Origin of the sequence: Streptomyces sp. NPDC001137 (assembly GCF_040298885.1) — a bacterium.
GTDB lineage: Bacteria > Actinomycetota > Actinomycetes > Streptomycetales > Streptomycetaceae > Streptomyces.
In genome coordinates this window covers 320894-340564 of sequence record NZ_JBEPBA010000005.1, presented here as the reverse complement: position 1 = coordinate 340564, position 19671 = coordinate 320894, and the positions used below count along the sequence as shown (strand labels likewise).

Here is a 19671-nt window from a genome sequence, read left to right as displayed (position 1 = left end):
CTCGGGAACCACGCGGGTAACACGTGTCACGTCTCGATCTGGTGGTCGGGCGGTGGCGCCGGCGAAGGCGGCGGCTGGTGTTCCTGCGCCCTTTCCAGGAACCGCAGCAGCTCCACGGGGAAGGGCAGCACGAGCGTCGAGTTCTTCTCGGCGGCCACCGCGACCACCGTCTGCAGCAGCCGCAGCTGGAGCGCGGCAGGCTGATCGGACATCTGCTTGGCGGCTTCGGCCAGCTTCTTGGAGGCCTGGAACTCGGCGTCCGCATTGATGATCCGGGCCCGCCGCTCACGGTCCGCCTCCGCCTGCCGGGCCATGGAACGCTTCATCGTGTCCGGCAGCGACACGTCCTTGATCTCGACCCGGTCGATCTGCACGCCCCAGCCGACCGCGGGGCTGTCGATCATCAGCTCGAGGCCTTCGTTGAGCTTCTCGCGGTTGGAGAGCAGATCGTCCAGCTCGCTCTTGCCGATGATGGACCGCAGCGAGGTCTGCGCCATCTGCGAGACGGCGAAGCGGTAGTCCTCCACGTTGATGATCGCGGCCGGCGCATCCACGACCTTGAAGTACACGACGGCGTCCACCCGCACGGTCACGTTGTCGCGCGTGATCCCCTCCTGCGCGGGCACGGGCATGGTCACGATCTGCATGTTGACCTTACGCAGCCGGTCCATCCCGGGAACGATCAGCGTGAACCCCGGCTCGCGCACCCCGCCCGTCAGCCGTCCGAGCCGGAGGACCACCCCGCGCTCGTACTGCTTGACGACCCGTGCCGCGGCCGCGAGATACACCAGGCCCGCGGCGCCGGCGGCCACGGCCGCTCCCAGCAGCTCTTCGAGCATGTCGACCTCCTCTTCGAGAGGCCACTTTTGTACGTTCCTGTAACGATATGCCCGGCCCGAGACGCTGGTCGAGTCTCGGACCGGGCATGGTGATACGGCTGGGTCGTACGGCTACGCCGCCGTGACCCGCACGGGTTCGGTGCCGACCGCGCTGTGCCGCTCGGCCCAGCTCTCCAGCGCCGTACGGCAGGCGTGGTCCAGGTGGTGCAGGCCGGACAGGTCCAGCTCGATGGGGCGGTCCTGGGGCAGCGCCTCCAGACTGTCGAGGATCTTCGGCAGCCGCAGGAAGGTGGCATTGCCCGAGAGGTGGACCTGGATGGGACCGGCTCCCTTGTCGACGACCTCGGTCCTGAGGTGCGAGGCCTCCCACGCGGTCTTCACCACGGACAGGGCCAGACCGATGAGCACGCCCTCGAACATGTTCACCGCGACGATCGACACGGCCGTGACCACGAGGATCAGCGCCTCGCCCTTGTGGCTGCGCCACAGCGCCGAGATCTGGCGGAACGGGATCAGCTTCCAGCCCGCGTGCACCAGGATGCCGGCCAGGGCGGGAATCGGGACCAGCCCGAGGGCGGAGGGCAGCGCGGCGGCGAACAGCAGGAGCCAGGCGCCGTGCAGCACCCGCGAGGCCTTGGTCTTCGCACCCGCGTTGACGTTGGCGGAGCTGCGCACGATCACCGCCGTCATCGGCAGGGCGCCGAGCAGACCGCACACCGTGTTGCCCACGCCCTGGGCGACCATCTCCTTGTTGTACTCGGTGCGCGGACCGTCGTGCAGCCGGTCCACGGCCGCCGCGCTGAACAGGCTCTCCGCCGAGGCGATCAGCGCGAACGCGACGATCGTGCCCCAGATGGCCGGGGTGGCCAGCTCGCCGAAGGCTCCGGCCCCGGGCACCTGGATGACACCGAACAGGCCCTCCACCGTGACGGTGGCGACGGGCAGGCCGAAGGCGAGGGTGGCGACCGTGGCCAGGACCACCGCCGCGAGGGCGCCCGGCACCGACTGCACCGCCTTCGGCAGCTTCTTCCACAGCACGATGACGGCGATGGTGCCCGCCCCGATCGCGAGCGAGGCCAGGGCCTCGGTGCTGCCGAGGGCGTCGGTGAAAGCCCCCGGCAGGCCCGCGATCTTGCCGATGCCGGTCGACGGGGCCTTCAGGCCGGCCGCCGCGTAGATCTGCCCGGCGATGATCACCAGGCCGATGCCGCAGAGCATGCCCTCGACGACGGAGACGGATATCGCCCGGAACCAGCGGCCTATCTTGAGGAAGCCCATGGCGAGCTGGAGCAGACCGGCCATCAGCACGATCACGCCGAGCGTGCCGACCCCGAACTCGCTGACCGCCTCGAAGACGAGCACGGTCAGACCGGCGGCCGGCCCCGAGACCTGGAGGCTGCTGCCGGGCAGGAACCCGGTGACGAGGCCGCCCACGATGCCGGTGACGAGGCCCAGCTCCGCCGGGACGCCGGAGGCGACCGCCACGCCGACGCACAGCGGCACGGCGACCAGGAAGACGACTATGGAGGCGAGGAAGTCCTGCCTCAGGTAAGGGTATTTGGTCGTCATCGCGGCGCTCACAGGGCCTTGAAGGTGTCGGCGGCCGGGTCGTGCGCCAGGACGGCGCCGGTGTGCACCTCGTAGTACCAGGCGTGCAGGGACAGTTGACGGTCCTTCAGCTTCTTCTCGATGAATGGGTACGAGCGCAGCCGCAGCAGCTGCGTCAGGACGTGGCTCTGCACGCCCTCGGTGACGGCCGGGTCCTCGACCGCGCCTGCCGGGCGCGGGGTGGCGTGCGCGAGCCAGTCGCGCACGGCGGGGACGGCGGTCAGGTCGTCGCCGCGCACCAGGGCACCGACGGCGCCGCAGTGCGAGTGGCCGCAGACGACGATGTCGTCGACCCCGAGCACCTCCACGGCGTACTCGATGGTGGCCGCCTCGCTGGTGGGGTGCTGGGAGGCGAACGGCGGGACGATGTTGCCCGCGGTGCGCAGCTCGAAGAGCTCGCCCGGGCGGGCGCCGGTGATCAGGGCCGGGACGACCCTGGAGTCGGAGCAGGTGATGAACAGCACCTGCGGGGACTGGCCTTCGGCGAGTTTGGCGAACTCCTCAGGGCGCTGTCCGAACGTACGGGCGTTGTCGATGAGGGGCTGCATGATGACTCCTCCTGGCGCGCCGCGACGGCGCGTCGGTGTGGGCAGGACAGATGTGGGGGAACTGCGCTGTTCTGCTTCTCTCTCAGCAGCGGAAGACCTGAAGTGCCGCCGGAGAGTGGGATGTCGAGGGTCTCGACGGATGAGGGGCGCGGTTGGCGACCGCCATGTGCACGAGGGCCGGGTCCTGCGCCGGCAGGGGGCGCTCGGGCTCCTCCGGAGTGCATCCGGTGTTCACATGACGCTCGCGGGGACGCAGGGGACCGGTCGGGATCCCGGGGACTCCGCAGTCGCGGAACGTCGCCGCCTCGTCACGCAGTGCCTTGCCGGAGAGTTTGGTTCCGGGCAGATCCTTGGCTACGGCATGACGGGCCGTGTGCGCGGCTGCGAAGGACGTGGTGGGTGCGAAGAAGGTGAGGGCAAGCAGGGCGGTAGCAAGCAGGGCCAGGACCGTACGGGTCGTCGCACCTCGGAACATGCGCCCCCCTTCCTCCCACTCAGCCTCTTGCATCAACCAAGGAATGGTCAATCACCGGTCAAGAAACACGTTAACCCTGCAAAGTTGTTTGCAGGGTTAACTCAACGTTTCCAGCTGAAGAGAGCCTGAAATGCGCTGGTGAGGTGGCGTGAACTAGTCGCTCTCGGCGAGTCCCTTGCCATCCCGCGCCAGCGCGGTGAGCCGGGAGATCGCCCGGAAGTACTTCTTGCGGTAGCCGCCGTTCAGCATCTCCTCGCTGAACAGCCGGTCGAGGGGCAGGCCGGAGGCGAGGACCGGCACCTCGCGGTCGTAGAGCCGGTCCGCGAGCACCACGAGCCGCAGGGCCGTCGACTGGTCGGGGACGGGGCGGACGTCGGTGAGGCAGACGGCCTTCAGGCCGTCGGTCAGCGCGCCGTACCGGCTGGGGTGGACCTTGGCGAGGTGGTCGAGGAGGTGCGGGAAGTCGTCGAGCGAGGCCCCCGGCGTGGCGTACGCCGCCTTCGTCACCTGCTCGTCCGAGAACGGCGCCGGCGCCTCGGGCAGGCCGCGGTGGCGGTAGTCCTCGCCGTCGATGCGCAGGGCGCGGAAGTGGGCGGACAGGCCCTGGATCTCGCGCAGGAAGTCGGCGGCCGCGAAACGGCCCTCGCCCAGCTTGCCGGGGAGGGTGTTGGAGGTGGCGGCGAGCGCCACGCCCGCGTCGACGAGCCTGCCGAGCAGGGTCGACACGAGGACGGTGTCGCCGGGGTCGTCGAGCTCGAACTCGTCGATGCACAGGAGGCGGTGGCCGCTGAGCGTCTGCACGGTCTGCTGGAAACCCAGGGCGCCGACCAGGTTGGTGAGCTCGACGAAGGTGCCGAACGCCTTGAGCGCGGGCTCCGCCGGGGTGGCGTGCCAGAGGGAGGCGAGCAGGTGGGTCTTGCCGACGCCGTAACCGCCGTCGAGGTAGACACCGCGGGGGCCGGGCGGGAGCTTCGGCGCCTTCGGCCTCCCGAAGCCGAGGAAGCCGCGCTTTCCGCCGCCGACGGCGTGCGCCCCGCCGAGTCCGGCCGCGAAGCCCTCGAGGACGCGGACGGCCTCGGTCTGGCTGGGCTGGTTCGGGTCCGGTATGTAGGTGCTGAAGCGGACCGAGTCGAAGCGCGGCGGCGGCACCATCTCGGCGACCAGGCGGTCCGCGGGGACGTGCGGGGCACGGGCGCACAGGGACACCGGGGCCGCGTCGGTTATCGGGCCGAGGCCGGGGGCGGAAGGGGAGGACGACACGGTTCCCCATGCTAAGCGCCGTGCCACACTGCACGACATGCGACGCCTGTTCCCTGTGACCGACGAGACAGTGCCGAAAGCTCCTGGAACTCCCGGTGAGGAGGGTGGGGCCGGTGGCCCCGAAGTCCCGGCCGACCGCGAGTGGAGCCTCGCCGAACTCGCCGCCGCCTACGCCTACCCGGAGCCCACCGCCGGTGGACGGCCCGTCCCCTGGCTGCGGGCGAACATGGTGTCCACCCTCGACGGGGCCGCGCAGCACGACGGCCGCTCGCAGCCGATCTCCAGCGCGGCCGACATGCGGATCTTCGGCACCCTGCGCGGGCTGGCGGACGTCGTGGTCGTCGGTGCGGAAACGGTACGTCAGGAGGGATACCGGCCCGCACGCGCGCGTGCGGAGTTCGCGGAGCTGCGGCAGGCGGCCGGGCAGTCGCCGGCGCCGGCGATCGCGGTGGTCAGCGCCAGCCTGGACCTCGACTTCTCCCTTCCGTTGTTCACCTCGCCGGTGGTGCCGACCCTGGTCCTCACGGGCGCCGCGGCGGCCCCGGACCGGGTCGCCGCCGCCGAGAAGGCGGGCGCCCAGGTGGTGATCGCCGGTGACGGCGTCGGCGTGGAGCCCGCCCGCGCCGTACGGGCCCTGGGCGAGCTCGGCCACACGCGGCTGCTGACCGAGGGGGGTCCGCGGCTGCTCGGCCAGCTGGTGGCCGCCGGGGTGCTCGACGAGCTCTGCCTCGCCGTCTCCCCGATGCTCACCGCCGGCGACGCGCAGCGCATCGCGGGCGGTCCGTCGGTCGCGGTTCCGCACCGCTTCGTCCTCGCATCGCTGCTGGAGGAGGAGGGCTTCCTCTTCACCCGCTACCAGCGGCCCTGAGAATCGTTCAGCGGTACCGCCGGTCCCGAAAACGGCGGAACCTACCGTTCCGCTTTGCCCGGGGCGGGCACACTGAATCTCGCAGTCCCCGTGACCTCACGGGGCAGGATGGCTTCCGCAGAAGGGGCGCCCGGTGTTCACAAGCGTATTGATGATCGAGAAGGCCCTGACGTCCGCAGACGTGGAGTTCGTCACCAGCTTGCACGGGGACGAGGAGGTCTCCTTCCACGTGCTGCTCCAGCCCCGCGGCGATCAGGCGGACCGCCTGCTGCGGGCCATCGACGACGTCGCGCTCGGCGAGCTGGACGAGGTCGCGCGCGAGGGGGACGTCCCCGAGGGGGCCGCCGCGAAGGACTTCGGTGAGCGGGCGCTCGAGGTGTCGCTGCAGGCGCTCACGGCTGCGGGCAGCTCCGCTGAGGGGCGGCTGATCGAGGATCATCCGTTGGATGCGTTGAAGGCTCTCGTCGACGAGATCGACGCCGATGAGGTCATCGTGCTCACCGATCCCCACTACGTGGAGGAGTTCTTTCATCGGGACTGGGCTTCTCGGGCTCGGCACAAGGTGGGGGTGCCGGTGTTGAAGTTGTTCTCGCACAGCAAGGCGTAGATCTTCGGGTGCGGGTCGGTGGGGGCTGGTCGCGCCCACGCGGCGGAGCCGCACATCGATACAGCCCCGCGCCCCTCAGGGGGGTGTTCTCCCCGGAGGCAATAGGCTGGGGCGCTGAACATCCGAAAGACCAGCCGCACAGGGAGACACGCATGGCACCCGGCCTTCCCCCCGCCATGGACCGACCGCACTTCATCGGCATCGGCGGCGCCGGAATGTCGGGCATCGCGAAGATCCTCGCCCAGCGTGGGGCCAAGGTGGCCGGTAGTGATGCCAAGGAGTCCGCCACCGCCGAGGCGTTGCGGGCGCTGGGTGTGACCGTGCACATCGGGCATGCGGCGGAGCATCTCGCCGACGACGCCAGTTGTGTGGTCGTGTCGTCGGCGATCCGCAAGGACAACCCGGAGCTGGCCCGGGCCGCCGAGCTGGGGATTCCGGTGGTGCACCGGTCCGACGCCCTCGCGGGTCTGATGGACGGGCTGCGCCCGATCGCCGTCGCGGGGACGCACGGCAAGACGACCACGACCTCCATGCTGGCCGTCTCGCTGAGCGAGCTGGGGCTGAACCCGTCGTATGCGATCGGCGGCGACCTGGACGCGCCCGGCTCCAACGCCCTGCACGGCGAGGGCGAGATCTTCGTCGCCGAGGCCGACGAATCGGACCGCAGCTTCCACAAGTACGCGCCCGAGGTCGCGATCGTCCTCAACGTCGAGCTGGACCACCACGCCAACTACGCGTCCATGGACGAGATCTACGAGTCCTTCGAGACGTTCGCCGGACGGATCGTGCCCGGCGGCACGCTGGTGATCTCCTCCGACCACGAGGGCGCGCGCGAGCTGACCCGGCGGCTGGCCGGTTCGGTGCGGACCGTGACGTACGGCGAGGCCGAAGACGCCGACGTACGGGTCCTGTCGGTCGTCCCGCAGGGGCTGAAGAGCGAGGTCACGGTCCTGCTGGACGGCCGGGAGCTGACCTTCACCGTGTCCGTGCCCGGCCGTCACTACGCGCACAACGCCGTGGCCGCCCTCGCGGCGGGCGTCGCGCTGGGCGTCCCCGCCGCCGAGCTGGCGCCGGCCCTGGCCGCGTACACCGGTGTGAAGCGCCGGCTGCAGCTGAAGGGCGAGGCGGCCGGGGTCCAGGTCGTCGACTCCTACGCCCACCACCCGACGGAGATGACCGCCGACCTGGAAGCCATGCGCGCCGCCGTGGGCGAGGCGCGGATCCTGGTCGTCTTCCAGCCGCACCTGTTCTCGCGGACACAGGAGCTCGGCAAGGAGATGGGGCAGTCGCTGGCCCTGGCGGACGCCTCGGTCGTCCTCGACATCTATCCGGCCCGTGAGGACCCGATCCCCGGGGTGACGAGCGAGCTGATCATCGAGGCGGCGCGGGCCGCGGGCGGGCAGGTGACGCCCGTCCACGACAAGGATCGGGTGCCCGAGGTCGTGGCGGGAATGGCGAAGGCGGGTGATCTCGTTCTCACCATGGGCGCGGGCGACGTCACCGACCTCGGACCGCGCATCCTGGACCGTCTCGCGAAGTAAAGGGGCTGAGCTTCATGTCGTACGACGTCGAAAAGCCGGACGAGCAGTGGCGTGCGGAGCTGACCCCTGCCGAGTACGCCGTGCTGCGCCAGGCCGCCACCGAGCCCGCCTTCACGGGTGAGTACACCGACACCAAGACCACGGGTGTGTACTCGTGCCGCGCGTGCGGCGCCGAACTGTTCACCTCCACCACGAAGTTCGAGTCGCACTGCGGCTGGCCGTCCTTCTACGACCCGAAGGACACCGACGCGGTCGAGCTGATCGAGGACCGCTCGCACGGCATGGTGCGCACCGAGGTGCGGTGCGCGCGCTGCGGGTCGCATCTCGGGCACGTCTTCGAGGGCGAGGGGTATCCGACGCCCACGGACCAGCGGTACTGCATCAACTCCATTTCCCTGCGCCTGACCCCTGACGAGGGCTGACCGTCCTAGTCCGCCGTCCTGGCGTACGTGTAGGGGGCGGCGACCGCGCCGCTGTGGTGATCGGCGGCGCGCAGGGCGGCGGTGAGGCGTTCACGTGGCTTCATGCCGAGGCCGGCGGTGGCGTGGAGGGCGCCGAGGGCGTACTCGTCGCCGCAGCCGACCGCGGCGTAACCGTCGGCGGACTCGCTGACCTGGTAGTCGCCGTGGACGGCGAAGAGCCGGCCTTGGACGCCCACCAGGAAGCTGCCGGCCTGCTCCTGCTCGGACTCCTTGCGCGCCCAGCCGCCGTCCTTGAGGCAGCTGCGGACCGCGTTGACGAAGGTCGTGGCCATGAAGCGGTAGAGGGCACCTTCCGGGTGCGGGGCCTCGAGGGCGTAGTGCAGCAACTGGCCCATGCGGAAGGAGGTGGTGTACCCGAGGACGTAGGGTCCGTTGGTGAACACCTTGGGGTCGCGGCAGATGGTGAGCCGGTAGTCGTCACTGCCCGCGGAGTCCCCGGCCAGATGTACTCGCTTGCGGTGAACCAGGCCGACGATGACGGTCAAGTCAGCACCCCCGTAGTGGTGTTGAGGCGTCGGTGGCCGCCTCGGGGCATTTCTGCCCGCCGACGGCGCGGAGTCACCGCTTCCGTTCAGTGGTGGTTCATCAGCGGCTCTGTGCCGCGTCCGACGCGGCGGGACGGTCGAGTCGTCTCGCGGGGTGAGCCCGGCCCGGTGCCCCGCGTCCGTGGCGTCTGCTGCGCGGTGGGCGCTGGGGCCAGTACAGGACGTAGGCGGCGGAACCGGCCGCGAAGGCCAGGCGGATGAGGCCCTGGGCGGAGTCCGAGGGGATGAACAGGGCGCTGCCGTACAGGGAGATGAGGGCGAGCCAGCTGACCCACGGGACCAGCCGGCGCTGGCCGATCGAGTCCCAGATCAGGGTGCCGAGGAGGACCGAGGCGTTGTAGTACGTGTACACGCTCGGGTCGAGGACGATGCGGGCGTCGGCGGCGAGCAGCACGACCGCCGGCCAGCGGTGCCGGCGGACGGCCAGGGCGCCCAGGGCGATACCGAGGGCCATCTGGGCGGGGCGGTCCCACCAGGGGGTGGCGGCGTCGTGCACGCCGAACCAGCGCAGGGCCGAGGCGGGCTGGTTCGGGATCGTGAAGCGGGCGGCGGCCAGGGTGTCCAGGTGGGTGAGGTAGAAGGGCAGCCACGCCACGGCCACCAGTCCGGCCGCCCAGACGGCGGAGCGCAGGCGGGCGGGGCGCGGCAGCGCCAGCAGCAGGGGCAGGAAGCCCACCGCCCAGGGTTTGGAGTCCACCGCGAGGGCCAGGAAGACGCCCACGGCCGTCGCCTTGCCGCGCACCAGCGCCCGTACGGCGAGGGTGGTGAAGAACAGCGCCAGGACGTCGTCCAGGTGCGCGAAACGCACCGAGACCTCCACCCACATGGGGATGAAGGCCGCTCCGGCGATCAGCACACGCTGCTGGAGGCGTTTGTGGTTGAGCCCCGTGCCCCGGTAGTGGTCGGCGGCGGCGCGGCCGACCAGTACCAGCATGTACAGGCCCAGACCGGACATGAACGCGTCGGCGAGCTTCTCGCCGAGTTCGGCGGGGAACGGGGCGAACAGCCCGGCGACCAGGAAGCTGACCGGGCCGATCTGTAACTCGGGGTGGTTGGCGTAGAGGGCGAGGCCGCCGCCGGGGATCTGGTGGAAGAGCAGTTGCTGACCGGTTCTCAGGTAGTGCCAGGACACGGCTCCGTGGCGCTCGGCCACCACGAACCAGGCCGCCGTCCACAGGGCCAGCAGCGCGATGTGCAGGCGAACCGGGTAGCCGCCGATACGGCCGATCCGTGCCCCGTCCCCGGGCACGGCTGTCACCGTCTTCCGCTTCCGCACGCTCCGTCCTCCCCCTCGGCCCGCGCCCGGCATCGGGACGGCCGAGGTCGCGGGTGCTGCCCCATCACCCCTGTAGAGGGGGGCTCGGCCCGGGGGGTTGCCTGTGCGGGGCCGACGGTGGCCTCACAGCACCTTCCGCTGCACCAGTGCCGACAGCACCAGCGCCCCCGGAAGCAGTGGCAGCCAGACCGTCAGGACGCGGTAGCCGATGACGGCGGTCGCCGACAGGTTCATGGGTGCTCCGAGCGCGACCATGGCGAACACGACCGCCGCGTCCACGGGGCCGATGCCGCCAGGTGCGGGCACGGCCCCGACCGCTGTGTTCGCGGCCAGGAACGCGAAGGCGACCTGCAACCAGGACAGCGACAGCCCGACCGCCGCCCCGACCGCGAAGAGCACGCTCGCCTGGATCAGCGGGGCGGCGGCCGACCCTCCCCACAGGGCGAGGATCCGCGCGGGCCGGGTGTGCAGCAGTCGTACGTCGGTGAGCGCGCAGCGCAGGGCGTCGAGGAGGGGGCGGCGCAGCGGCCGTACGGTCGTCACGAGCAGGGCGGTGGCGATCAGGGCGAGGGCCACCGCTCCGGCGACCAGGAGCGACGTCCGCCGGTCCGGCACGAGTCTGCCGGTCAGCAGCACGTCGGGGAAGGCGGCCAGGAAGACGAGGAGCACCAGCGTCCTCGCGATCGGCTTGACCGCCGAGTACAGGGCGAGCGAGGCGGTGGCCCGGGCCAGCGGTATGCCGCGGCCCTGGAGGAAGCGCAGGGTGACGGCGTGGGCTCCGATACTGGCCGGCAGTACGTGGTTGGCGGCGCCGGCGGCGAACTGTGAAGCGATCAGCAGCCCGGCCGGGAGCCGCTCCGGCAGCGCGCCCTGTCGGATGCAGGGGGCGGACAGCCAGCCCAGGCAGGTGAGGAACAGCGCGAGCAGCAGCCACCCGGGGTCGGCTGAGCCCAGCCGGGCGGTGCCGTCGTACACGGTCCGCCAGTCGACCGCCGCCCAGGCGCCGATCGCGAGCACGGGGAGCAGGACCAGGGCGCTGCGGAGGAGGCGGGGGGCACCGAAGCGGATCGGGGACGGCAGCGGGACGGCGTCGTCGAGCGGGAGCAGGGACACGGCGGAACCGTTCCCGCCGGGTGTGACGCCCCGGTGTCCGGGAGCGGACGGGGCGCGGGCGGGTGGGCGACGACCGCCCTGTTGGTGAATCATTCATCCAGTGAAGTGTTGACTTCCGGATGAATAAGCCAGAACAATCCATGAGGTGACCTCCGAGCAGTTGTCCGTGGGCCCGGCCCTGTCCTCCGTCTCCTCCGACCTGGACGAGGCGGTCCACCGCTGTCTCGTCGCCGGCTTCGAGGGCACGACGACCTTCCCCGACACCCTCAAGCGGCTCATCGACCGCGGCCTGGGCGGCGTCATCCTGTTCACCCGGAACGTGCGCGACGCGGAGCAGGTCCGCGAGCTCACCGACGCGCTGCGGGCCATCCGCCCCGATCTGCTGGTGGCCATCGACAACGAGGGCGGCGGCATCGGCCATCTGGTCGCCGCCGGCGCCCCCGAGGTCCCCGGCTCCTACGCCCTCGGCGTCGCCGACGACCCGAACCTGACCGCCCGGTGCGCCGACGCCCTCGCCGGTCATCTCGCCACCCTCGGCATCACCGCCTCGTACGCCCCCGTCGCCGACCTCCAGCGCCGGGCGGACAACCCGATCGTGCGCACCCGCTCCTTCGGCGCCGACCCGGAGCTCGCCGCCCGTCATCTGCGCGCCTGGATCACCGCCACCGAGGCACGGGGCATCGCCTCCTGCGCCAAGCACTTCCCCGGCCACGGCGGCACCGAGACCGACAGCCACCACGACCTCGCGGTCGACCCGCGGCCCGCCGCCGAGCTGCGCGCCGACCTGGAACCGTTCCGCGCGGCCGTCGCCGCGGGTGTGCCCATGCTGATGAGCGCCCACGTCGTCTACCCGGCGCTGGACGCCAACCGCCCCGCCACCCTCAGCCGCCGCATCCTCGGCGACCTGCTCCGCCACGACCTCGGCTTCGACGGTGTGCTGGTCAGCGACGCCCTGGAGATGAAGGCCATCGCCGACCGCTACGGCGAGGCGGCCGGCGCGCGCATAGCCCTCGCCGCGGGCGCGGACCAGGTGATCGTCGCCGTGCCGGACCTGGAGGTCACCCTGAGCTGCCGGGACGCGGTGCTCCACGCCGTGGACTGCGGCCGGCTCTCCGAGGAGCGGGTGTGGGAGGCGGCCGGGCGGGTGCGGCGGCTCGCCCAGCGGTACGCGACCCCGGCCGGGGTGGTGGCCGCCTGGGACGCCGGGGCCGGTCTGGAGGCGGCGCGCCGCGCGGTACGCAGCCGGGCGCTGCCGCGCGCGGTACGCGGCGCGCACGTCGTCGACCTCTTCCCGCCGCCGCACCCGGCCCTCAACTGGGGCGGCGAGGACCTCCTGACCGAACTGCGGCCCCTCGACCCCACGGCGAACGGTACGGCGGTGAGCGGGGAGCCGGCGGATCCGGCCGCCCTGGTCGATGGGATCCTGCGGATCTGTGCGACTGCGCCGCTGGTCGTGGCTACCTGTGATGCCGGGTTGCATCCCTGGCAGGCCTGGTTCCGGGAGGCTCTGCTGGCCCGGCGGCCGGACGCGGTGCGGGTGGACACCGGGCTGCCGGAGGGGGGCGACCTGTGCTCCTACGGGCGGGGGCGGGTCAATCTGCGGGCCGTGGCCGAGGTGCTGAGCGGTCTGCGGGAAGTGGGCTGAACCCGCGGGCCGGTGGGGCTGGTCGCGCCCCGCGGCGGAGCCGCATGTCGACACGGCCCCGCGCCCCTAAAGGAACTGCACGATCCCCCGCGTTGCCAAGTACCCCTTGTCGTGCGCCCGTTCCGCCAGCAGCACCGCCGGGCGTTCGCCCTGCTTGCGCAGGCGCATCCACGCGTCGAAGTACGTGCCGCCCGGGCCGGAGACGGAGCGGGTGCCGGGCGTGCAGTCCAACACCAGGGCGGCGGCGCGAGGTTGAGGAACGGGGGGCTTCGCGCGCAGCTCGGCGACCGTCTCCGCCAGGGCCTCGGCGATCGGCTTGGGGCGGCCCGCCGCGTCGAACAGGCCCAGGGTGTACTCCAGCTCCGGATAGTCGGCCAGGGAGCGGTCCACGTCGTGGGAGCACCACCAGGTCACGCCCCAAAGACCCTCGCAGTCGGCTGCGTTGCGGATCGTGGCGCGGGCGAAGCCCGGGGCGTCGGCCGCCGGGATGTGCGGTTCGGGGGCGCCCGTCTCCTGGACCCAGACGGGGCGGGACGGATCGCCGGCGTACGCCTTCGCGAGTTCCGTGCCGTACTCGGCGAGGTGCCGCACCTCGAAGGAGGCGGGCCCGTAACGGCGGGCGCAGTCGGCGGAGAACACCCAGGGGTGCACGGTCGTCACATCGCCCTTGCGGGCCGAGGCCTCGGGCGTGAACGGGTGGTCGTCGCCGTACCAGGCGGCGTCGTACGCGGAGTGCGTGGCCAGCTGCCCGGGGCGCAGGCCCTCGCGGGCGGCCGCAAGCAGCGTGTCGAGGTAGTGGTCGACCTCGGCCGGCGTCACCGGGTTGTGCTCGACCAGGTTGTTGAGCTCGTTGCCCAGCTGCACGCCGATGAGGTTCGGGCGGTCGGCGAGGGCGTGGGCGAGCGTGCGCAGCAGCTGGGCCTGCGCTTCGACGGCCTCCGGGTCGGTGAAGACGTTGCGGTGGTGCCAGCTGCGGGTCCACTCCGGGTAGAAGTCGAAGCTGGACAGATGGCCCTGCACGCCGTCGACCATGACGTCGAGGCCGGCCTCGGCCGCGAGGTCGACCAGCTGCGCCAGCTGGTCGACGGCGGCCGTGCGGATGAGGGTGCGGTTGGGCTGGAGCAGCGGCCAGAGGTGGAAGACCCGGATGTGGTCGAGCCCCAGCCCCGCGATCTGGGCCAGGTCCTCACGGGCGTGCCGCGGGTCGAAGTCGTGCCAGGCGTGGAACCAGCCGCGACGGGGCGTGTAGTTGACGCCGAAGCGGAGCGTAGGGATGGGATCCTCCTCGGGTCGCCGACCCCGCGGGGGTCGGGGGCTTGTCCTCGCTGAATGTATCAACCACCATGGTCGATGATGAATAACGATTTCAACCAGGAGTCCGGTGGCGACCGGGGCTCCGGTGAACCGGAACTGGTGCTCGGCCTCGACGCCGGCGGCACCCGCACCCGCGCGGTTCTCGCCGCCGCGGCGGACGGCCGCGTGCTCGGCGAGGGCGCCGCCGGTCCGGGCAACGCCCTCACCGTCCCGCTGCCGCGGCTCACCGACCACCTCACCGAGGCCGTCGCCCGGGCGGTGCCGGAGTCCGCGCGGGGCCGGGTCGCGGCGGTGGCCGGCGGTTTCGCCGGCGCCACGGGGGCGACGGAGGACGACCCCGGCCGCCTCAACGCGCTCACCGCCCTGACGGCCGCCCTCCGCCGGCTCGGCATCACCACCGGCTCGATCGGCATCAGCAGCGACATCGAGGCGGCCTTCGCCTCCGCCCCCGGCACCCCGGCCGACGGGCTCGCCCTGGTCGCCGGCACGGGCGCGGTCGCCATGCGCATCACCGGCCGCCGCTGCACGGCCACCGTCGACGGCGACGGCTGGCTCCTCGGCGACGACGGCAGCGGCTTCTGGATCGGCCGCGAGGCGGTCAGGGTCGCCCTGCGGATGGCGGACGGACGGGGTGGGGCGACCGCCCTGGCCGAGACGGTGGGGCGGACACTGGGGCTGCCGGAGGAGGTGCTGCCGCGGCGCGGAGGGGCGCCCTGGGCGCCGCTCGGAGGGCCCGCCCCGGGGGCGCCTCACGGGGGCCCTGGTCCGGCTGTCACCGGTGGCAGTCCTGGCGCGGATGCCGGACGGCAAGGTGGCTTCGGTGGTGCTGCGCGTACCCCCGCAGTGCCGGAGGGCGGCTCCGCCGTCTGGTCGCTCGCCGACCGTGAGGCCTACCGCATGCATCTGCTCCCCGTCGTCATGGCCGAACCGCCGACGCGGCTGGCCCGGCTCGCTCCGCTGGTGGCCGAGGCGGCCCGGGAGAAGGACCCGGTGGCCGAGGCGATCCTCGACGAAGCCACCGGTCAACTGACCGATACGGTGCGGGCTTTGGAGCCGCAGCCGGGTGAGCGCGTGGTCGCGACCGGCGGTCTCCTCGGCCCCGAGGGCCCCCTCACCGCCCCTCTCACCACCCGCCTCCAGGCCCTCGGCCTCAGCCTCGACTGGGTGGCCGACGGCTGCGCGGGCTCCGTCGCCCTCGCCCGCCTCCTCCTGTGACCGAGACCCACACAGCCGACCGACACCCCGGCAGTCCGACCGACACCACCCGCGAAGCCCGACCCATGCCGACCAGCCCCCACGGCACCGGACCGACACCCATGACGCCGGACCGGCACCCGCCACGTCCGAACGGGACCCCCGAAGTCCCCTCCGCAAGCGACGAAAGGACCGGCCGCATGCCGAAGCCGGAGCGCGCGGCCGACCGCGCCGACGACAGGCAACCGGGGCGTCCCCTCTACCGGGACCCCGACGCCCCCGTCGACGCCCGTGTCCGTGACCTGCTCGCCCGTATGAACCTGCGCGAGAAGGTCGGTCAGCTCAACCAGCGCATGTACGGCTGGGACGCCTACCGCCGCAGCCCCGGCGGTGGTTACGAACTCACCGAAGCCCTGTACGCCGAGACCGACCGTTTCGAGGGGCTCGGTGCCCTCTACGGGCTGATGCGCGCCGACGCCTGGTCCGGCGTCGACCACGGCAGCGGGCCCGGCGGCCAGGACAGCGCGGCTCTCGCGGAGCTGGTGCAGCGGCACGTTCTCGAACGCAGCCGGCTCGGCATACCCGCCTTGTTCGTGGAGGAGGTGCCGCACGGCCACATGGCCCTGGACGGCACGGTCCTCCCCGTCAACCTGGCGGTCGGCGCCACCTGGGACCCCGCGCTGTACGAGCGTGCCGCCGCGCACGCCGCGGCCGAACTCCGCGCCCGTGGCGGCCACTTGGCGCTGGTCTCGGCGCTCGACATCGTCCGCGACCCCCGCTGGGGCCGTACCGAGGAGTGCTTCGGTGAGGACCCGTACCTCGCCGCCCGGATGACCCGGGCACTGGTGCGCGGCATGCAGGGGGAGCCCGCCGAGTTCTTCGCCGCCGACAAGGCACCCGTCGTGCTCAAGCACTTCGCCGGGCAGGGCGCCACCGTCGGCGGCCGCAACTCCGCCGAGTCGGACCTCGGCCCGCGGGAACTGCACGAGATCCACCTGCTCGCCGCCCGTGCGGGCGTCCGCGCCGGGGCCGCCGCCGTCATGGCCGCGTACAACGAGGTCGACGGGATGCCCTGCTCCGGCAACCGCGCCCTGCTCACGGGGCTCCTTCGGGAGAACTGGGGCTTCGACGGGCTGGTCATGGCCGACGGGCTGGCCGTGGACCGGCTGGCCCGCATCACCGGCGACAAGGTCTCCGCGGGTGCCCTCGCCCTCGACTCGGGTGTCGATCTGAGCCTGTGGGACGAGGGCTTCACGCATCTGGAGGAGGCCGTGGAGAGGGGGCTCGTCGAGGAGTCCGTCCTCGATGCCGCCGTCGCCCGCGTCCTGCGCCTGAAGTTCCGTCTCGGGCTCTTCGAACGGCCCTACGGAGGCGGTGAGTTGCCGTCGGCCGAGCAGGGCCGCACCCTGAGCACCGCCCTCGCGCGTGCCTCGGTCACCCTCCTCCACGACCACGGCGGTGCCCTCCCGATACCGGCGACCGTCTCCCGTATCGCCGTCCTGGGACCCCAGTCCGCCACCTGCGCCCACCAGTCCGGCGACTACACCGCCCCGCAGCGCACCGGCAGCAGTGTCCTCGACGGGCTGCGCAAGCTGGCCCCGCCCGGCACCGACATCCGCTACGCCCGCGGCTGCGCCCTCACCGGCGGCGATCTCTCCGGCATCCCCGAGGCGGTCGCCGCGGCCGCCGCCTCCGACATCGCCGTCCTGGTGCTGGGCGGCAGCAGCGCCCGTAGCCCCGAGACGGACTTCGCCGCCAACGGGGCCGCGCTCACGGCCGTTTCGGAGATGACCTGCGGCGAAGGCGCCGACCTCGCGGGGCTGCGGCTGGGCAGGGCCCAGTACGTCCTGCTCGACGCCGTCGTGGCGACCGGCACGCCGACCGTCGTCGTCCTGGTCCAGGGCCGCCCGCATCTCGTGCCCGAGACCCCGGCCGCCCTGCTCACCGCCTGGTATCCGGGCCCCTGGGGCGGCGACGCCATCGCCGAGGTGCTGCTCGGACACGCGGCACCCGTCGGCCGGCTGCCCGTCTCGATGCCCCGCTCGGCGGCCCAGCTCCCCGTCCACTACAACCACAAGGACACCGAGTACGGCGGCTACGTGGACGAGAGCGCCGAGCCGCTGTACTCCTTCGGGCACGGGCTGTCGTACACGAGCTTCGCGTACGGCGCGCCGCGCACGGACGGGCACACCGTCACCGTCGACGTCACCAACACCGGCGCGCGGCAGGGTCGTACCGTCGTACAGGTCTATCTGCGGCGGCTGATCACGTCCACCTGGCCGCGCACCCTCGAACTGTTCGCGTTCGAGGGTGTCGACCTGGTGCCCGGCGAGTGCCGTTCGGTCACCTTGCCGCTCGACAGGGACCGACTCGCCGGGACCAGGACAGTGGAGATCCGGGTCGCGGAGTCCGCGCGGGCCGCGCTCACCGCCGTACCCGCCGTGCTGGACCTGACGGCCGTCAGAGCTTGACCGCTCCCGCCGAGACGCCCTTGTAGAACCACCGCTGGGTGATCACGAACAGCACCAGCACCGGGATGACGGAGATCACCGAACCGGCCATGACCATCCGCTGGTCGTAGCCGAACGACGAGCTCTGGAGCCGGGACAGGCCCAGCGTCAGCGTCATGTGGTTCTCCGAGCGGAGCACGATCAGCGGCCAGAGGAAGTCGTCCCAGGCGCTGATGAAGGTGTTGATGGTGACCACCATGATCGCGCCCCACGCGGACGGCAGATAGAGGTACCGGAACCGCTGCCACTCGTTGGCGCCGTCCAGCATCGCGGAATCCTCGATCTCCCGCGGTACGGCCAGGAACGCGCCGCGCATCAGCAGCACGTTGATGGCGCCGACGAACCCGGGCAGCCACACACCCACCAGGTTGTCGACCAGCCCCAGGTCGCGGATGCTCAGGAACAGCGACACCATGATCGACTCGAAGGGGAACATCATGGAGGCGACCAGCACCACCCAGACCGCCTTGCGGCCCTTCCAGCCGGGCTTGGAGAGCATGTAGCCGGCCGTGGTGGAGAACACCAGCTGGCTGGTGATGGACAGGACGACCACGATCAGGCTGTTGCGGATGTACGTGGCCACCGGGACCTGGTCGAAGACCTCGCGGTAGGCCCGCAGGGTGGGGTGGTGCGGCAGCAGGGAGGCGTCCGCGCCGAAGACGTCCTCGCCCACGCCCTTCAGCGACGCGAGGAACTGCCAGACCAGCGGGCCGATCGTGATGCCCAGCACGAGGAGCAGCAGCAGATAGCGGACGACGAGTTCGCGGGGGCGGCCGTACTCCCGCCAGCGCGGCATCAGCCGCCGGGGCTTCTCGACGGCGGTCGTCATGCCTCGTCCTCCTTCGTCAGGCGCTGCGCGAGCAGGGTCAGGCCGAGGGTGAGTACGAACAGGGCGACGCTGACCGCGGAGCCGTAGCCGGCGTTGCCGGTGATCGGGTCGAGGCCGACGTCGCGGATGTAGAACGGGAGGGTGCGGTCGGCGCCGCCGGGGCCGCCGGTGGAGCTGCCCAGCATGAAGATCTCGGTGAACACCCTGAGGCAGCCGATGCCGGTGAGCGTGCCCACCAGCATCATCGCCTGGCGCACGCCCGGCACGGTGATGTGCCAGAAGCGGCGGACCGCGCCGGCGCCGTCCATCTGAGCCGCCTCGTGCAGCTCCTTGGGGACGTTCCCGAGCGCGGCCAGGTAGAAGATCATGTACCAGCCGAGTCCCTTCCACAGCGTCAGGCCCATCGCGGAGAAGAGGATGAGCCAGGAGTCGGAGAGGAACGGGACGGCGGACTTGATCAAGTGGGCTTTCTCGAGCCAGGTGTTGACCAGCCCGTCGTCCGCCAGCAGCCACTGCCAGCTCAGGCCCACGACCACGCTGGAGGCGAGGACGGGCGTGTAGAAGGCGGAGCGGAAGAAGCCGATGCCGGGCAGGTTCTTCTCCACCAGCACGGCCAGCATCAGCGGCAGCAGCACCATCAGCGGGACGACGACGACCGCGTACAGGATGCTGTTGCGGGTCGCCAGCCAGAAGTCCGAGTCGCCCAGCATCCGGGTGTAGTTGTCCAGCCCGACGAAGCTCGCGGCGCCGCCGAGCGGCTTGGCGTTGGTGAACGACAGGAGGACGGTGTTGAGGAACGGGAACACCCCGAACACCACCGCGCACACGATCGCGGGCGCGGTCCACAGCCAGGGCAGCCACCAACGGCGGTACAGGGCCGCGCCGTTGGCGCCCGGCACCGGGCCGGGCAGCAGGGCCCGGCCGATGCGGCGGATGCGGGACGGGGCCGTGCCCGGCACGGCGGCAGTACGCCGCGTACCAGGCACGGTCACCGGCTCAGCGGTCTCGGTCGCCACG

General features: G+C 71.9%; 18 protein-coding genes. 7 read left to right on the top strand and 11 right to left on the bottom strand.

All coding sequences use genetic code 11. From position 1 onward, the window contains the following. Positions 1 to 26 precede the first annotated feature (26 nt). The 5 genes from ABT254_RS12785 to zapE all read right to left on the bottom strand — a co-directional run bounded on the left by ABT254_RS12785 (position 27) and on the right by zapE (position 4730). Positions 27 to 839, bottom strand: coding sequence for a slipin family protein (locus ABT254_RS12785; protein WP_351467683.1), 813 nt, complete (start codon positions 837 to 839; stop codon positions 27 to 29). A 111-nt stretch (positions 840 to 950) separates the two neighbouring features. Continuing rightward, positions 951 to 2408 (bottom strand): SulP family inorganic anion transporter, encoded by a 1458-nt coding sequence (locus ABT254_RS12780; RefSeq protein ID WP_351467680.1) that lies wholly within the window; start codon positions 2406 to 2408, stop codon positions 951 to 953. Between the two features lie 8 nt (positions 2409 to 2416). Then, a complete protein-coding gene (locus ABT254_RS12775) occupies positions 2417 to 2995 on the bottom strand; it encodes a carbonic anhydrase (RefSeq protein WP_351467677.1) in 579 nt (192 codons plus the stop codon). Between the two features lie 82 nt (positions 2996 to 3077). Then, entirely contained in the window at positions 3078 to 3470 is a 393-nt protein-coding gene (locus tag ABT254_RS12770; RefSeq protein ID WP_351467675.1) for a hypothetical protein, read from the bottom strand. A gap of 153 nt (positions 3471 to 3623) precedes the next feature. Continuing rightward, positions 3624 to 4730 (bottom strand): cell division protein ZapE, encoded by a 1107-nt coding sequence (zapE, locus tag ABT254_RS12765; RefSeq protein WP_351467672.1) that lies wholly within the window; start codon positions 4728 to 4730, stop codon positions 3624 to 3626. Between the two features lie 37 nt (positions 4731 to 4767). Here zapE and ABT254_RS12760 point away from each other — a divergent pair, with 37 nt between their 5' ends. The 4 genes from ABT254_RS12760 to msrB all read left to right on the top strand — a co-directional run bounded on the left by ABT254_RS12760 (position 4768) and on the right by msrB (position 8168). Continuing rightward, positions 4768 to 5598 carry a pyrimidine reductase family protein gene (locus ABT254_RS12760; protein ID WP_351467670.1) on the top strand — a complete coding sequence of 277 codons (831 nt, stop codon included), beginning with the start codon at positions 4768 to 4770 and terminating at the stop codon, positions 5596 to 5598. A gap of 151 nt (positions 5599 to 5749) precedes the next feature. Beyond that, positions 5750 to 6205 carry an indole-3-glycerol phosphate synthase gene (locus ABT254_RS12755; protein WP_351468087.1) on the top strand — a complete coding sequence of 152 codons (456 nt, stop codon included), beginning with the start codon at positions 5750 to 5752 and terminating at the stop codon, positions 6203 to 6205. A 152-nt stretch (positions 6206 to 6357) separates the two neighbouring features. Continuing rightward, entirely contained in the window at positions 6358 to 7746 is a 1389-nt protein-coding gene (murC, locus tag ABT254_RS12750; protein ID WP_351467667.1) for a UDP-N-acetylmuramate--L-alanine ligase, read from the top strand. A 14-nt stretch (positions 7747 to 7760) separates the two neighbouring features. Next, on the top strand, positions 7761 to 8168 hold the full coding sequence (gene msrB, locus ABT254_RS12745) for a peptide-methionine (R)-S-oxide reductase MsrB (protein WP_351467664.1): 408 nt from the start codon (positions 7761 to 7763) through the stop codon (positions 8166 to 8168). 5 nt (positions 8169 to 8173) lie between these two features. Here msrB and ABT254_RS12740 read toward each other — a convergent pair whose 3' ends face one another. From ABT254_RS12740 to ABT254_RS12730, 3 genes are all read right to left on the bottom strand, one after another. After that, positions 8174 to 8713 carry a hypothetical protein gene (locus tag ABT254_RS12740; RefSeq protein WP_351467662.1) on the bottom strand — a complete coding sequence of 180 codons (540 nt, stop codon included), beginning with the start codon at positions 8711 to 8713 and terminating at the stop codon, positions 8174 to 8176. 100 nt (positions 8714 to 8813) lie between these two features. Further along, positions 8814 to 9971, bottom strand: coding sequence for a hypothetical protein (locus ABT254_RS12735; RefSeq protein ID WP_351468084.1), 1158 nt, complete (start codon positions 9969 to 9971; stop codon positions 8814 to 8816). 201 nt (positions 9972 to 10172) lie between these two features. Then, complete coding sequence (locus tag ABT254_RS12730; protein ID WP_450748302.1) at positions 10173 to 11162, bottom strand: lysylphosphatidylglycerol synthase transmembrane domain-containing protein; 990 nt, start codon at positions 11160 to 11162, stop codon at positions 10173 to 10175. A gap of 145 nt (positions 11163 to 11307) precedes the next feature. Here ABT254_RS12730 and nagZ point away from each other — a divergent pair, with 145 nt between their 5' ends. Continuing rightward, a complete protein-coding gene (nagZ, locus tag ABT254_RS12725; RefSeq protein WP_351467659.1) occupies positions 11308 to 12807 on the top strand; it encodes a beta-N-acetylhexosaminidase in 1500 nt (499 codons plus the stop codon). A gap of 66 nt (positions 12808 to 12873) precedes the next feature. Here the strand turns inward: nagZ and ABT254_RS12720 are convergent, their stop codons facing one another. After that, positions 12874 to 14145, bottom strand: coding sequence for a glycoside hydrolase 5 family protein (locus ABT254_RS12720; protein WP_502971965.1), 1272 nt, complete (start codon positions 14143 to 14145; stop codon positions 12874 to 12876). A gap of 15 nt (positions 14146 to 14160) precedes the next feature. Here ABT254_RS12720 and ABT254_RS12715 point away from each other — a divergent pair, with 15 nt between their 5' ends. Both ABT254_RS12715 and ABT254_RS12710 read left to right on the top strand, forming a co-directional pair. Beyond that, positions 14161 to 15336: an N-acetylglucosamine kinase gene (locus tag ABT254_RS12715; protein ID WP_351467656.1), complete on the top strand. Its 1176-nt coding sequence runs from the start codon at positions 14161 to 14163 to the stop codon at positions 15334 to 15336. 179 nt (positions 15337 to 15515) lie between these two features. Further along, positions 15516 to 17786 carry a glycoside hydrolase family 3 N-terminal domain-containing protein gene (locus tag ABT254_RS12710; RefSeq protein WP_351467653.1) on the top strand — a complete coding sequence of 757 codons (2271 nt, stop codon included), beginning with the start codon at positions 15516 to 15518 and terminating at the stop codon, positions 17784 to 17786. Here ABT254_RS12710 and ABT254_RS12705 read toward each other — a convergent pair. Both ABT254_RS12705 and ABT254_RS12700 read right to left on the bottom strand, forming a co-directional pair. Then, on the bottom strand, positions 17776 to 18654 hold the full coding sequence (locus ABT254_RS12705) for a carbohydrate ABC transporter permease (RefSeq protein ID WP_351467650.1): 879 nt from the start codon (positions 18652 to 18654) through the stop codon (positions 17776 to 17778). The two genes, ABT254_RS12710 and ABT254_RS12705, sit on opposite strands and share 11 nt — an antisense overlap. Beyond that, positions 18651 to 19670 carry a carbohydrate ABC transporter permease gene (locus ABT254_RS12700; RefSeq protein ID WP_502971964.1) on the bottom strand — a complete coding sequence of 340 codons (1020 nt, stop codon included), beginning with the start codon at positions 19668 to 19670 and terminating at the stop codon, positions 18651 to 18653. Before ABT254_RS12700 ends, ABT254_RS12705 begins: the two co-directional genes overlap by 4 nt. Position 19671 lies beyond the last annotated feature (1 nt).